The sequence below is a fragment of the Fictibacillus arsenicus genome (assembly GCF_001642935.1).
Taxonomy (GTDB): domain Bacteria; phylum Bacillota; class Bacilli; order Bacillales; family Fictibacillaceae; genus Fictibacillus; species Fictibacillus arsenicus_B.
This window is the reverse complement of record NZ_CP016761.1, coordinates 312561-326703: the sequence shown is the minus strand read 5'-3', so window position 1 is coordinate 326703 and position 14143 is coordinate 312561. Positions and strand designations below refer to the sequence as shown.

Below are 14143 nucleotides of genomic sequence, written 5' to 3'. Positions count from 1 at the left end.
TCAAAATGAGGAGTCTACACTTTTATTGTAAATTCGTTATATAAACTAGCTGGCACTTCGTTCTCAAGTTCAATTTTTACGGTTATGGGCTTTTCTCCTTCAAAAGCAACTGAATTTCCTTTACCAATATAAATAAAAGGCTCCGTTTTTCCATCAAGTTTTCCAAACTTCCGCACAAACAGATGCAAATTAACACCTCTTTGCTTGTTATGGATAATATTTTGTCCTCTTTCAGATTGCTGCGTAGTGCTATTTACAGATTGCCATTGGAAGTACTTTTCACTCAAGAACTTATCCTGATAATTTATACTCTCTTTAATATCTTCTTCTTTGTGTAAGTCAATAAACAAAAAGTATTCTTTACCATTTGCCAGTAAGCCCGATCCTCTAAAGGAGCTATGAGTTTTTCTGTAGTTGGAAAGAAAAGCAGCATCCATCATCTGATATTGCTCATATAGTTTAAAATGCGGAACACCATAGTATTCTTCTTTGTATTCTTTTTCATATCTAAAGATTCCATAAGTCACGATATCTTCTACAAACTTTTTATATTCAAGATTTTCTAGAACTCTCTTAAAAAGTTCTGTTTTAGTCAGTTTACCTTCTTCTAAAACAAATAATCGCGGCTTACTTTTCTTTTGACCACTGTCGTAGTATTTCTGATCTAGACATTCAAAAGCATGTAGAATACTATCTTCATCTACATTTTTAATCAACTTTAAAATTTCATTCTTTGCCTTCTGAACATTAATTTCCTCATGATCTAATAAATAATTTATAATGACAAACTCATAAACTCTCTTAAGTGGAAGGTGGCTAGATAACTCTTTTAAAGTAGCCTCAAAATTATCATCTAACAAAAGTCTTTTTAGCTTTTCATCTTTCTCTACTTTAGCTACAAATTGCAAATAGGATTTTTCTCTGTTTATAAATTTGATAGGATTAGGTGCTCCATCGTATTTAAGGTAATCGACCAATAAATAAGGGATATGTCCTTGATTTAATTTCTTAAATTCGAAGTATTCTTCTTTTAGATATTTCATAGAGTTAAAATTTTCTTTGTCGATTTGCTCTAGTATTCTTTCTTGGGATATTTTATCCATCTGTATATGGGTACAGCCTGGAATATTAGCAAAACCAGTGACTATAGCAATCTTTAAACTCTCTTTATCGTAATAACGACTTCCGTTTAGAGCCAAAGCTATTAAGAAAGTTTTGTTATGGTTGCCTATGAAATCTAACACTGTAAGAAAGCTTTTGTTAGCATGTTTTCTAAGTCCCCTTCCTAATTGTTGAATAAAAACAATAGGAGAGTTAGTAGGTCTTAACATTAGAACAGAGTTAACAGAGGGAATATCTACACCCTCATTAAAGATATCAACGGTGAAGATAAATTCTAATTCATCTGTGTCATCTTCTAATCTATTAATATACATTTCTCGTTGATGAGGAGAATGATCCCCAAATAAACAAACACAGTTGTATCCTCTTTTATTAAACTCAGCCGCCATATATTGCGCATGTTCTACACTTGCACAAAATCCTAAACACTTTCTCTTATCGCCATCATGACCATAAAAGTCCATTTTTTCTATTATGAAATCTACACGCTCGTTTACTTTTAATCTTTTAGTGATTTCAGCTATGTCATCAATATGAACATCACTAAGATCAACGCTTTCAATATCAGTGATTCCAAAGTAATGAAAAGGAATTACAAGTTCATCCTCTAAAGCCTCATGCAACCTCACTTCTAATGCTACGTTATTATCAAAAAGATCAAATACATTACCACTATCACTTCTCTCAGGTGTTGCAGTCATTCCCAAGGTGAATTTAGGATCAAAATAATTTAAGACTTCTCGATAGGATGGACTGGTAGCGTGGTGAGCTTCATCAATAATTAGATATTCAAATTCATTTCTATCAAATTCTTGGTAGCATTTTGATAGGGTTTGTATTGTAGCGAAAACATAATCTACATTTTTCTGTTTGTAATTACCTGTTAATAAACCAAAAGTAAGACCTTCATTAGGTAAAAGTATTTCAAATGTTTCTTTAGCTTTTTTAAGAATTTCTTCTCTATGTACGATGAATAGTAATTTACTAGGTTTATAACGTTTTACATCAAAAGCTGACATGTACGTTTTACCCGTTCCTGTAGCAGCAATGACGAGAGCTTTTTTCTCATCAAAATGTCGGAGTCTCTCTAAATTCTCTATTGCTCGTTTCTGCATCCGATTAGGTACAATATAGCCTTTATTTTCATATATTACCTGTTGTGAAGATGTTTTCTTAATACTCTTTAAGAATGCTTCATAATCTTGAATAAAATCCTCGTTAGCTTCAGCACTAAACTCCCATAACGAATTGTATTCTTTTAATACCTTTTTTATAAAATCAGCATCCTCTTTAGCAATAACTTCAACATTCCATTCAATATTACTTTTAAGTGCACTTTGAGTAATATTTGATGAACCTATAATAACTTTGTAACTGTCTTGGTATTCAAAGATATAGGCTTTAGTATGAAATCCAACTTCTTTATCTGTGACAAAAACTTTTAATTCAACGTTGTCAAACTCTTTAATTTTTTCTAATGCCTTAGCATCTGTAAAGTTTAGATAAGTTGAAGTAATAATCTTTCCTTTTACGCCCTTTTCTTGTGCTTCTTTTAATGGATCAAGCAAAAGCTGAAGTCCGCTAAAATTCACAAAAGCCACACTAAAATAAAACGAGATACACTCGTTCATAGATCTAACGAGTTCTCCCAGTAAATTTTCTTTATCTGAATTAACGATTAACTTCTTCTCAAAGTCCATAATTAGCCCCTAATACCATAATTTTCTTTTCGTTACTTAGAAATACTACTATAAGTACTAATTAATAAAAAGATCATTTTGCTAGTGAATATGTATTTCTACATAAAAAAGAACTCAAAATGAGCTCTTTTTTAAACAGTTGTTTAATTAAAACATCCCCATCGCCTTTTTAGTCGCTGGTCCTACTATTCCATCTACTTTTAGCTTCTTTGCTTTTTGGAACTTCCGTACGGCTGCGTCTGTATTGTTCCCGAAGATCCCATCGATTCCTTTTGTGCTATACCCTAAGTTAGTCAGTCTGCGCTGAAGCTCCATGACTTCAGCACCGCGGCTGCCTTTTTTCAGGTTCACGATTGAGAATACTGGTACTGTTGAGCCGTTTGTGATTTTATAACCATTAGCTGCTGCTAATGCTGGAAACGTCTTGCTTGAAGTGGTGATTACTACAGGTGTGTTCACAGGAATTCTTGCATACAGCCATTGCACATCGTTATTGTACATACGGATACAGCCTGCACTTACGTATTTTCCTATGGCATTTGCGTTATTGTTTCCATGAATCGCATAGGTTGTTCCCCAAGTTCCTCTTGCATTTAAACCGAGCCATCTGTTACCTAGAGGATTCCGAGGATCTCCACCTGGTATATTACCGGTATAATACGGCCTGTTTGTAATCTTGTTTACAATTTTAAATTTGCCTTCTGGTGTGTAGGACGGCAGCTTACCCGTTGCCACTTTGAACACTTTCGATAATTTATTATTCTCGAAATACGCCAGCTGATTGGTTGATTTATTTATTATGATAAAAGAAGAAGCTGATGCTTTTGCCGGCTGCACAAAAAAGAACATAAAACAAAACATGAGTAACCCGATGACTATTTTTTTCGTTTTCATTCCTTCTCTCCTATTCCTTCTAAAATGTAAAATCCTCATATTCTATGCGAAGGAACAGGATGCGCATTACCTTTTTGTAAAAATTTTAATAAAAAAATCATGAATATTAGGGTTGTACCATGAATAGACTGGTAGGTTATATTTAACTTAACCATTCTGAATTGAAAGAAGATGAAATAGATGCTGAACATTATCCTAAAAAACGATATAGAAGTGACGATAAGAGAAGTAACTAAAGAAGATGCACAAAACATGATCGACTTTTACAATGTGGTTGGCGGTGAAACAGATTTTCTTTCCTTTGGAGCGAACGAATTTAAGCGTGATCTGCGTGAATACGAAGAATACATCACTGCAACCTCTAAAGAGCAAAATTCCATCATGCTTTTGGCATTGATTGATTCAGAGATTATCAGTATCGCAACTATTAATTCCTCACAAAAAGAAAGGACAAAACATGTTGGCACACTTGGAATCGTCATTTCTAATAAATATACTGGCTTAGGATTAGGAAAGATTTTAATGAATTATCTTATTGAATGGGCTAAACAAAACGGAGTGACCAAAAAGATAAGCCTTGTTACAAATGAAACTAATACAGTTGCTATCGAGCTTTATAAGAAGTTGGGATTTGAAGTGGAAGGTTTGCTGAAAAAAGATAATTTTATAAGTGGAAATTTTAGTAACACCATTATTATGGGGCTACTATTATAGCTTTTCTATTGAAATATTTTTCGAGCAATTCTGAAATTATTATTGACTTCTTTATTTCATGATGCTAAATTTACTATTAATATTAAAATCAATGACGAGAAAGAGTAAGATATGACCCTGTTCCCCAGAGAATCAGCGCTTGGTGAAAGCTGATGTTCAGGCCTTATCCGAAAATCATCTCTGAGATGCAAAGCTGATAATGGAAGCTTTGACGGGTCGTCCGCCGTTACAATGGAACACGTATAATCGTACGTTGACTGAGTGCCGCAAGCTTTTTTATTTAGCTGCGGAATTAGGGTGGTAACGCGAGCAATAACTCGTCCCTGCTATAGGGGCGAGTTTTTTTATGTTCAAAAACAATAAAAGGAGAGATTACTTATGAAAAAGATGGACACCGTTTTTATTGGACTTATGTTATTTTCAATGTTTTTTGGAGCAGGAAACCTAATCTTCCCTCCATTTTTGGGAGCTGAAGCCGGATCATCTTACTGGGTTGCTATGGCAGGATTTATCGTTACAGGTGTTGGACTTCCTTTTGCCGTATTATTTGCCGTTTCCCTTGTAAAAGGAGGGGTTCAAACCATTGGCAATCGTGTTCATCCTTTGTTCAGCACCATCTTCATGATGGTGATCTATTTAAGTATCGGACCATTCCTGGCCATCCCAAGAAACGCAAACGTTGCTTATGAAATGGGTCTTAAACCATTCTTGGGCAATAATTCTAACGCAGCACTTATTCTTTTTTTATTCACGGCTATCTTTTTCGCACTTGTTTATGCAATCAGCCTGAATCCATCAAAAATGGAGAAATATATGGGCCGCTGGATTACGCCAACCTTGCTCTTAGCGATGGTTGTACTATGTACAGTAGGATTTGTTAAATTAGATGCTCCACTTCAGTCACCAACTGCTAACTATCAATCCGGTGCTTTTTCGACAGGGTTCATCGAGGGATATAACACAATGGATGCACTTGCTGCACTGGCTTTTGGGATTGTTATTCTTACAGCAATCCAACAAAGAGGCGTTCGGGAGCGAAAGAAATTAACAACCTATACATTAAAAGCCGGTTTGATTGCCGGGACATTACTTGCGCTGGTTTATGTCAGTTTGGGGTTAATCGGTGGAAAGATGGCAGCCGCCGGTTCCTTTGAAAATGGAACAGATATTCTTTCAGCAGCCTCCACTCTATTATTAGGGGAAAGTGGAACAGCCTTACTAGGTTTTATTTTTACATTAGCTTGCTTTACTACAGTTGTTGGTCTAACAGCAGCGTGTGGCCAATACTTCTCAAAACTAATTCCAAATGTTAGCTACAAAACTGTAGTTTTGCTTGTCACACTTGTAAGCTTCACTCTCTCTAATCTTGGTCTGAACCAGATCCTTAAAGTGTCGGTTCCGTTTCTAGTCACAGCATATCCTTTAACAATCGTATTAATTGCACTTACGTTTTTTAACCGTTTCTTCAAAAATCCAAAAAAAGTGTATGGCAGTGCCATTCTTTTTACAGGTGTATTTGCCCTGATGGATGGTTTACTTGCTTTTGGTATTGGTTTAGGTCCGGTTCAAGTTATTAAAGATATCCTTCCACTATCCTCGATGGGATTACAATGGATTCTTCCAGCCCTTGTCGGTACAGGTGTTGGAATAGTTATCAGCAACTTCAGTAAAAAATCTTCAAAACTAGATACGTTAGAAGCAAAAGCTTCGTGAGTTGAACCATGATTTCCCCTGGCACACAAAAAAGGTACTTGCGTCTGTCTCATCACAACGCAAGTACCTTCTTTAATTATTCCCCTTTAATTTCTAGCAGCTTCTGTCTCAATCCGATCTCCATCGTTGCAAGTTCTTCTTCTGCGAGACGCCGCTTCATACGTCCTTCTTCTTGAATGCGAAGCGTTTCTTCAAGTGTTGACAGTAAGTTTTCCTGTGTTTTCTTCAGTGTCTCGATATCGATCAAACCGCGCTCATTTTCTTTAGCTGTTTCAATCGTATTCGTTTTAAGCATCTCTGCATTTTTTAATAAAAGTTCATTCGTCGTTTTGAAAACCTGCTTTTGAGCCTCTACTGCATTACGCTGTCTGATCAGTGTCAGCGCGATCGCCACTTGGTTTTTCCAAAGCGGAATAGCCGTCATGATGGACGACTGAATTTTTTCAACAAGTGCCTGATTCGTGTTTTGAATAAGACGAATTTGCGGCGCACTTTGAATCGTGATTTCACGGCTCAACTTCAGATCATGCACACGTTTATCTAATCGGTCCGCAAATTGAACCATATCATTTACTTCCTGGAATTTCATCTGATCATTTGTTTGTTCTGCCACTTTTCTCATCTCAGGAATCGTTACCTGATTCAGCTCATCAAGCTTCAACTCACCTGCTGCAATATACACATTCAGCGCCTGGAAGTATTCTTTATTGTTCTCATACAATTTCTCAAGCATCACAATATCAGACATGAGGACATTTTTGCTCCCGTCCAGTTTTACGGAGATGCGGTCAATCTGCGCACCCGTCTTTTGATACTTGGAAAGCACTTCTTGAACAGAACCTGAGATTTTACCAAACATGCGGCCGATCAGTGTTGGCTTATTAGACTTTAATTCTTCAGGATTCACATCTTGGAGCTTTCTCATTAAGTCGCCAATGATCTCGCCGATCTGACCTGTATCCTTCTTTTTCACATGTTCAAGCATCGTATTAGAAAAAGAATGAAGCTTCGCTTGTGCGGGTGCTCCGTACGTGATCATCGTCTGGTGGTTTGTCGGATCGATCTGCTTAGCCAATTGATAAGCTTTTTCTTTGTTTTCTTCTGGCAGCACATCGATTAATCGAATCTGTTTATTTTCCCCCGGCTGCAGATTGGATTCTTTCTCCTCACCGAATGGATTAGCCAGCAAGTCATCCATTAGATTTGCTGGTTCATCTGTATTGTTAAACAGGGGTGCATTATTTTCTTTCATGTATATCTCCTGCCTTTTTAATAGATTGTGATTCTTTCAAAGATTTGATCGAATACTTCGCCACATCGATCTCATAATGAAGGTCTTCTATATCATTTGACAAAACTTGGTATAAATCCTTTTCGATGTATTCTTTTAGCTCATCAAGTGTTCGTTTTGTTTCCACTAAAGACTTTGTGAGTTCTTTCGTTTTTCTTGGCTGTGCTGTTAAAAACATATATTTCTCCGTAAGTTCGACAGCTGAATCCAAATGGGAAAAGTAAAATTGCTCAGCCTGGTAAAAACGCTTTGGCTCTTTTTGAATTAAGCTATGAATCTTCCGCACTACCCGCACCAAGTCTGCTCTTTGCTTTAAAGTTGGCAAGTCTCTGACAGAAAGCAGTGCTTTTTGGAGGCGATTGATCTTCGGTTTTGCTTCGTCTAAATTTTTTCTGATGTATTTATATTCTCGTCTTGATAGTTGATGGCTGCTAAGAAATCGCTGCTTTTGCAGAAGCCCTGTTGCTGTATATGCGGCAGCTCCACCCGCCACGGCGATCCCAGATGACATGAGATACGTCTGGTCATACGCAATAATACTCGCCAGCCACACCCCTACAGAGGATGGCACAGCAACAAACATGCGGATAAAAAAAGCTAAAAATCCGTTCATTGTAATCGACTCCTGACATGAACTCTTTATTAATCATACGAATGTACAAGTTTCAGAGTTTCGTTTTTCCTAAAAAAGTTTACATATAGTATGTTTCTAGTATTACCTTATCGAAACCTTCCTAAAATAACCATGGCTTCAGGAAGTAATGTGTTCTAAGACTTGAGGCGTATTTTTTTTAAAAAAACTCACCTCGGTGAATACGGGGTGAGTTTTCATTTATTTTATTTTATTCAGTTCATCAACAAACGCCGGACGCTGTTTATATTTTACCTTCAGTGCATTTTTTAATTCTTCTACATTTTCCATTCCGCAAGCTTTTTTATATACCTTTATTTCTTTGCAAACGCGCTTATACCCTCGTCTATCAGACACATTGCCAGCCATTATGTTAATGTATTCTCTAAATAAAGAAGATACTTCATTAAAATGTTCTTTAATGAGATAGGGATACAAATTAACAACATCATAAGGATTTTGCTTACAGTAATCTAACAACAATCCTGTTTGGTTTTCATCTATCAAAACGTCCACATATATCCTTGAGTTTTTCAATCCCGATAAAATTTCTTGAAAAAGTTTTTCCCACTGTTCTGGAGGTGTTAAGCGTTTTATAATTTCAAAATACTTATGCATCCCTTGAAGTAAAAGCTCTATAGCCAGATCACTTTGTTTGATTGTTTCTCCCATTTTTTCATATGCCTCATACCTATGATTTTTCCATTTTATGATTAGCCCTGGTCTAGGCTTATCATTCTTTTCTCCTTCTAAACAGAGCTCTACGACTTTTTCGTAATAACCTTGGTGTAAGTAATTCTTAATGGCTCTTTCACGAAATTCACTTATTTCGATGTTATCCAAAATGAATTTTTCTGCGTCTTCATATCTATCATTCTGTTCTATTATCTCTAATTGAATAGATTTAATGTATTCATAATTCCAGCTATTTCTTGTTAAGGGTCTAAGCAAGTTTAATAGTACACTCTCTATTAACTTTCTGTTTTCAACATTTCTGATTAATGGAATACACGTTTGAATAAGAACATAACTCCATTCATCATTCACTTCTTGATATCTTTTGTTTTGCGCTTCTTTTAATATCAATTCCAATATAGTTTTTTGTTCCGATTCAGATAGTGAATCTGCACCTTCTTGTACAGCATCCTTAACCGTAAATATAGCTTCATGTATGACTTGTCCAACTGTTCCTACTGAATCATCACAATATAAAATCATGTCGACTATATTTGATAAAACAAGAATACTCATCTTTATTGAAAGCTCGTATTCTTGGTTGTTAATTTTATTATTTGCCTTATTTAGTACATGGTGGGCGCCAGTTAGTGCTAAATCTGTTTTTTCATAATGAATAAAACCATGTACTCTAGCTTTTTTAATATATTCTTTAATCAACTTCTTAGCTTCTTCAATTTCGTCAGAAGGCTTGGCTAAAGAATATAATAACTGCTTTTTTACATCTGTATTTTCATTTGTTATATCCACTATTATGTCTATAAGTTCATTCTTCTTTAATTCCTTAAGCATTTTGGGCAGACTTTGTTTCACTTTCTGTTCAATCGGTGTTTTTTCTCTTATAGAAAAAAAGACAGCAACCTGGTGCTTACATATATGGCTATAGTTATATGGACAGCTACAGTAGCTCTCCATTATTGTATTTTCTTTTAATGTAACTTCCACAAAATAATCTTCTGTTCCAGTCACAGTTGCTTCATATCGACCTGGAACTATCTCGTCAAGCTCTTCTACGTAACCACTTTCATAGTATTGAAGGCCGCGATTCAGTATTGTATGATCTATGTGTTTTTCAATGCTAGAAAGCAGCAAATCAATCTCCTCCAACTGTATAAACCTTCTTAAAGCCATTGTATCTTATGTTTGAACTTGAACAAAATAAAGACGCTGAATATGTATATATCACATAAACAGCGCCTTTAGCTTTCACTCACAATATTCACTTAAACTTTCTTTCCTTTCTTACTAATACACAATGCTAGTTATTCATCCCATAACTAGACTTCAATTAATTGTCCGTTCAATCAATTGCCTTGCATTAGATCAATATTTTTCCTTCACTCTGGTAATTTCCCACATGCCCACACGCTGCGAAAATAGTTTTCACCGGCTATTTCCGTCTGCAACATGATCTTAGCATGCTTCGCTCACATACGTCATTGGAATCATCCTCTTTCCGTAATGTGTATTTGCGCGTTCCCGCATATCCACACATCTCGAAATCAGTTTTCACGGGCTGATCTCTACCTGGATGTGATTTAATATGCTTCGCTTACTTGCGTCATTGGAATCACGCCTTCCTTGTAAAGGTTGTGTTTCATTTGTTAACTACATATTAACCTATTTTTAATTTATTTCAAATATTCAGAATAATCAATATTATGTTGTTTGGCCTTCTTTTATTCCACTTTTGTTAGTCATACTTCTTTTTTCGTAAAATTTCTTTTTATTTCATCATATTTCAACAATTTAATTATTAAACTCTTTTCTTAGGCTTTCACCTATTCGTTCTCCTTCTCATACTATACATGTAGGAAACACAACTAACTATAAGAGGAGTGTTTTTAAAATTGACTGGAAAAATTCTGAATTATTATGCTGGCGGCAATACAGCAAGGGGTTTTCATAACTTATTTGAATCGAATCTTAACGGCCTTGAACGTCTTTTTATACTTAAGGGCGGACCTGGAACAGGCAAGTCTACATTAATGAAAGCCATCGGAAAAAAGTGGAACGACGAGGGGTATGATGTTGAGTATATCCATTGTGCTTCTGATAATGGCTCAATCGATGGTGTCATACTGCGTGATTTGAAAGTAGGAATTGTTGATGGAACTTCTCCCCATGTTATTGAACCAAAAGCTCCAGGTGCAATTGAGGAATACGTGAACTTAGGTGTTGCGTGGGATTCCAATCAGCTTGCTGAACATAAGATAGAAATTCTTCAGCTATCCGAGGAAATTTCTGCTGATTTCCAAACGGCTTATTCCATCTTCCATGAAGCCTTGCTTGTTCACGACGAATGGGAAAAGATTTATATCGAGAATATGGACTATAACAAGGCGAATGAACTTACAGATGAACTGATGCACAAATTCTTTTCGAAAAAACAGAACACACAAGGAGATGTCTATCACCGTTTCTTAGGAGCAGCCACTCCGCTAGGGGCTAAAGACTTCGTTCCAAATTTAACTGAGGGTTTAAAGGAAAGATACTTTATTAAAGGACGTCCTGGTTCTGGTAAGTCCACTATGTTAAAAAAACTTGCAGCCAATGCTGAAGCATCTGGTTATGATGTGGAGATTTATCACTGCGGTTTCGATCCGAACAGCCTTGATATGGTCATTGTGAGAGAGCTGGGTTTTGCGATCTTTGACAGTACTGCACCGCATGAATATTTTCCTGAACGGTCTGGTGACTCCATTGTAGATATGTACGCAAAAACAATCACACCAGGTACAGATGAAAAATATACTGCTGAGTTAAAGGTCATAAGCTGGCGATATTCAGAAAAAATGAAAGAAGCTATCAGCTTTCTAGCAGAAGCCAAACGAAAGCATGATGAGTTAGAGAAATATTATGTGGGAGCCATGGACTTTAACAAGATTGATGAAATTCAAAAGTCGCTTAATGCGGAAATTGAAAAAAGGGCTGCTGCAAGACAGAAATAAGTTTCTTTTAGGTCACCATTTTTGGATGGTGACTTTTTTTGTTATGATGGATACACAACAAATCATACATATGGAGGACTGGCAATGAATTCTGTGGAAGGCAAATCGGTTCAAGGTCTTTATCATCGCTTTTTGAATGCCTGGAATGAACGAGATGCACGGAGCATGGCTGATCATTTTACAGGTGATGCCGAGATGATTGGATATGATGGAAGCCAGGCAATCGGCCGTGATGAAATTTATTCACATCTGAATCCCATCTTTGAAAACTTTCCGACTCCTCCTTATTTCGGGAAAGTAAAAAGTGTTTCTTTTTTAAGCGATAACGCTGTAATCCTCCGCGCCATTGCAGGAATGGTGCCTATCGGAAAAACAGAACTTTCTCCTGAACTGAATACGCATCATACGGTCGTTGCGGTAAAAGAAGGTGAAAGCTGGCTTATTAAGCTTTTTCAAAACACACCAGCACAATTTCATGGCCGGCCAGAACTTTTAGAAAAGATGACGGAAGAGCTAAAAGAATTGCTAAGTAAGTAACAAGAACCCGCTGGTGGCAGCGGGTTCTTTTTTATGACTATTGTTTACCTAATAAGTCCAATATACCTTTGTAGATCAATACAGCTGCGAACACTAAAACGGTTAGGATAGCGATAATCTTGATCGCTGGACCGAATGCAGCTAAAAACGTTCCGCCTAATGGCAATCCAAGTAGAAAGTAACCAGCTAGTAAAGCACCAATCAATGTTAACACGTTTGTATTAGACATATTGCGCCTCCTTATAACAGATTTTTCTGCTTGTTATAAGGTATGCAGGATTGGGGCAAGTGGTTAATCAAGATAATCTGTCGAGTTTTCTAGATAATTTGTCCACTTTCTATTTTAATAGACTCGTATAATCCTTCTTTGGTACAATGCCCTCTTCCCCGGCACGATTTAACAGCATTGTGATAGCTTCAAAGCCTTTTTCACCAAGAGCTGCGGTAAAATCATTCACATATAGATTGATATGAGACTGTGCTACTTCTGGAGACAGTTCGCTCGCATGCTGCATCACATAGTCTTTTGAAGCTTCAGGATTCTGCCACGCATATTCTACTGATTCTTTAATCCACTTCGTAATAGATTCTAAATCTAGTGAACGGCGGGCGATGATCGCGCCTAACGGAATCGGAAGTCCTGTATCTTCTTCCCACCAGTTCCCCATATCCGCAAGCATCGTCAGTCCATAGTCTTGGTACGTGAATCGCGCTTCATGAATGACGAGACCTGCGTCGATCCGTCCATCCTTAACTGCTGGCATTATCTCATTAAACGGCATGACGATTATCTCGCCTACTCCGCCTGGAACATTTTGTGCTGCCCACAAGCGGAACAGCATATAAGCAGTGGAACGCTCGCTCGGAACAGCGACCTTCTTACCAGACAGCATTTCAGGACTTACATCACCTGGCTGATTGACGAGAACGAGCGGACCGCAGCCGCGTCCTAATGCACCTCCGCATGGAATAAGTGCATACTTGTCAAGAACCCATGGCAAAGCCGCATAAGAGATCTTCAAAATATCAAGTTCATCTGATCGAGCTGCTAATCCATTCGTAATATCAATATCTGCATATGTAACATCAAATTCAGGTGCTCCTGGCACAAGGCCATGAACCAACGCGTGAAAAACAAACGTATCATTCGGACAAGGAGAAAAAGCAATACTCATTTTACTCATTACAAAACCTCCGCGATAACTTTACTGGCTGATTCCAGTGTAACTAATGCATCTTTAATCCGCCAAGCAGAACGATCCCGAGGACCGATTGGGTTAGAAATAGAACGAATCTCTAAAACTGGCAAACCGAACTCTTTCGCCGCCATCGCAACTCCGTACCCTTCCATCGCTTCAGCCAATGCACCAGGTTCACGATGTTGCAGTTTAGAGGTTGTTTCTACAGTCCCTGTTACTGTTGATAACGTTAAAATGTTTCCCACTCGGACAGATATGCCTGCTGCTTTAATGGCCTCCAATAAAATCTCACCCAAATCACCATCTGCTTCCACACGGGTTGATGCTCCAAATCCGAGCTCGTCCAATGTAATAAATCCTTCAGGCGATTCGGCACCTAAATCAGCAGAAACCATTTCGTTTGCGATTACGAGTGAACCAACCTCTGCCTTATCTGCAAATCCGCCGGCTATCCCCATGTTAATAACAAGTTCATATTCGTCTGCTGCCAAAGCTTTTGCCGTTTGAATCCCAGCAGAAATCGGACCGACGCCTGCCAGCTTTACGTCGATCCGGGAGTCAGACTCTATTCCTCTTAAAATCGCGTCTCGTTCTGCTTCTACTGAAGTCATAATTAAAATGCGTCCAAAATTATTCATAGGACTCCCTCCGCATCC

General features: G+C 37.4%; 12 protein-coding genes and 1 other annotated feature. Of the genes, 4 read left to right on the top strand and 8 right to left on the bottom strand.

Going from position 1 to position 14143, the window contains the following annotated elements; genetic code table 11:
- Positions 1 to 14: 14 nt before the first annotated feature.
- Together ABE41_RS01855 and ABE41_RS01850 are read right to left on the bottom strand one after the other, a co-directional pair.
- A complete protein-coding gene (locus ABE41_RS01855) occupies positions 15 to 2822 on the bottom strand; it encodes a DEAD/DEAH box helicase (protein ID WP_066285924.1) in 2808 nt (935 codons plus the stop codon).
- Positions 2823 to 2969: 147 nt separating this feature from the next.
- Positions 2970 to 3716, bottom strand: coding sequence for a L,D-transpeptidase family protein (locus ABE41_RS01850; RefSeq protein ID WP_066285923.1), 747 nt, complete (start codon positions 3714 to 3716; stop codon positions 2970 to 2972).
- Positions 3717 to 3896: 180 nt separating this feature from the next.
- Here ABE41_RS01850 and ABE41_RS01845 point away from each other — a divergent pair, with 180 nt between their 5' ends.
- Both ABE41_RS01845 and brnQ read left to right on the top strand, forming a co-directional pair.
- Positions 3897 to 4430: a GNAT family N-acetyltransferase gene (locus tag ABE41_RS01845; RefSeq protein WP_066285921.1), complete on the top strand. Its 534-nt coding sequence runs from the start codon at positions 3897 to 3899 to the stop codon at positions 4428 to 4430.
- Between the two features lie 82 nt (positions 4431 to 4512).
- Positions 4513 to 4758, top strand: a binding site (T-box leader).
- A gap of 50 nt (positions 4759 to 4808) precedes the next feature.
- A complete protein-coding gene (gene brnQ / locus ABE41_RS01840) occupies positions 4809 to 6143 on the top strand; it encodes a branched-chain amino acid transport system II carrier protein (protein ID WP_066285919.1) in 1335 nt (444 codons plus the stop codon).
- 76 nt (positions 6144 to 6219) lie between these two features.
- Here brnQ and ABE41_RS01835 read toward each other — a convergent pair whose 3' ends face one another.
- The 3 genes from ABE41_RS01835 to ABE41_RS01825 all read right to left on the bottom strand — a co-directional run bounded on the left by ABE41_RS01835 (position 6220) and on the right by ABE41_RS01825 (position 9907).
- Positions 6220 to 7395, bottom strand: coding sequence for a toxic anion resistance protein (locus tag ABE41_RS01835; RefSeq protein WP_066285918.1), 1176 nt, complete (start codon positions 7393 to 7395; stop codon positions 6220 to 6222).
- A complete protein-coding gene (locus ABE41_RS01830) occupies positions 7382 to 8047 on the bottom strand; it encodes a 5-bromo-4-chloroindolyl phosphate hydrolysis family protein (RefSeq protein ID WP_066285916.1) in 666 nt (221 codons plus the stop codon). The genes ABE41_RS01835 and ABE41_RS01830 overlap by 14 nt, the downstream gene beginning before the upstream one ends.
- Before the next feature lie 219 nt (positions 8048 to 8266).
- A complete protein-coding gene (locus ABE41_RS01825) occupies positions 8267 to 9907 on the bottom strand; it encodes an SWIM zinc finger family protein (RefSeq protein WP_172827320.1) in 1641 nt (546 codons plus the stop codon).
- A 743-nt stretch (positions 9908 to 10650) separates the two neighbouring features.
- Between ABE41_RS01825 and ABE41_RS01820 the strand changes: the two genes are divergently transcribed.
- On the top strand, positions 10651 to 11751 hold the full coding sequence (locus ABE41_RS01820; RefSeq protein ID WP_066285913.1) for a PRK06851 family protein: 1101 nt from the start codon (positions 10651 to 10653) through the stop codon (positions 11749 to 11751).
- A gap of 84 nt (positions 11752 to 11835) precedes the next feature.
- The gene (locus tag ABE41_RS01815) at positions 11836 to 12288 is read left to right on the top strand and encodes an SgcJ/EcaC family oxidoreductase (protein ID WP_066285911.1); all 453 of its coding nucleotides are present in this window, start codon (positions 11836 to 11838) and stop codon (positions 12286 to 12288) included.
- Positions 12289 to 12325: 37 nt separating this feature from the next.
- Here ABE41_RS01815 and ABE41_RS01810 read toward each other — a convergent pair whose 3' ends face one another.
- The 3 genes from ABE41_RS01810 to ABE41_RS01800 form a co-directional block, all read right to left on the bottom strand.
- Positions 12326 to 12517, bottom strand: coding sequence for a hypothetical protein (locus ABE41_RS01810; protein ID WP_066285907.1), 192 nt, complete (start codon positions 12515 to 12517; stop codon positions 12326 to 12328).
- Positions 12518 to 12626: 109 nt separating this feature from the next.
- Entirely contained in the window at positions 12627 to 13463 is an 837-nt protein-coding gene (locus tag ABE41_RS01805; protein WP_066294511.1) for a 1,4-dihydroxy-6-naphtoate synthase, read from the bottom strand.
- Positions 13464 to 13471: 8 nt separating this feature from the next.
- The gene (locus tag ABE41_RS01800) at positions 13472 to 14125 is read right to left on the bottom strand and encodes a futalosine hydrolase (protein ID WP_066285904.1); all 654 of its coding nucleotides are present in this window, start codon (positions 14123 to 14125) and stop codon (positions 13472 to 13474) included.
- Positions 14126 to 14143 lie beyond the last annotated feature (18 nt).

Excerpts from the sequence above, each read along its gene's own strand:
- ABE41_RS01830 (WP_066285916.1), bottom strand. The coding sequence starts at position 8,047 with ATGAACGGATTTTTAGCTTTTTTTATCCGCATGTTTGTTGCTGTGCCA.
- ABE41_RS01805 (WP_066294511.1), bottom strand. The coding sequence starts at position 13,463 with ATGAGTATTGCTTTTTCTCCTTGTCCGAATGATACGTTTGTTTTTCAC.
- ABE41_RS01855 (WP_066285924.1), bottom strand. The coding sequence starts at position 2,822 with ATGGACTTTGAGAAGAAGTTAATCGTTAATTCAGATAAAGAAAATTTA.
- ABE41_RS01845 (WP_066285921.1), top strand. The coding sequence starts at position 3,897 with ATGCTGAACATTATCCTAAAAAACGATATAGAAGTGACGATAAGAGAA.
- ABE41_RS01835 (WP_066285918.1), bottom strand. The coding sequence starts at position 7,395 with ATGAAAGAAAATAATGCACCCCTGTTTAACAATACAGATGAACCAGCA.
- ABE41_RS01810 (WP_066285907.1), bottom strand. The coding sequence starts at position 12,517 with ATGTCTAATACAAACGTGTTAACATTGATTGGTGCTTTACTAGCTGGT.
- ABE41_RS01850 (WP_066285923.1), bottom strand. The coding sequence starts at position 3,716 with ATGAAAACGAAAAAAATAGTCATCGGGTTACTCATGTTTTGTTTTATG.
- ABE41_RS01815 (WP_066285911.1), top strand. The coding sequence starts at position 11,836 with ATGAATTCTGTGGAAGGCAAATCGGTTCAAGGTCTTTATCATCGCTTT.
- ABE41_RS01800 (WP_066285904.1), bottom strand. The coding sequence starts at position 14,125 with ATGAATAATTTTGGACGCATTTTAATTATGACTTCAGTAGAAGCAGAA.
- brnQ (WP_066285919.1), top strand. The coding sequence starts at position 4,809 with ATGAAAAAGATGGACACCGTTTTTATTGGACTTATGTTATTTTCAATG.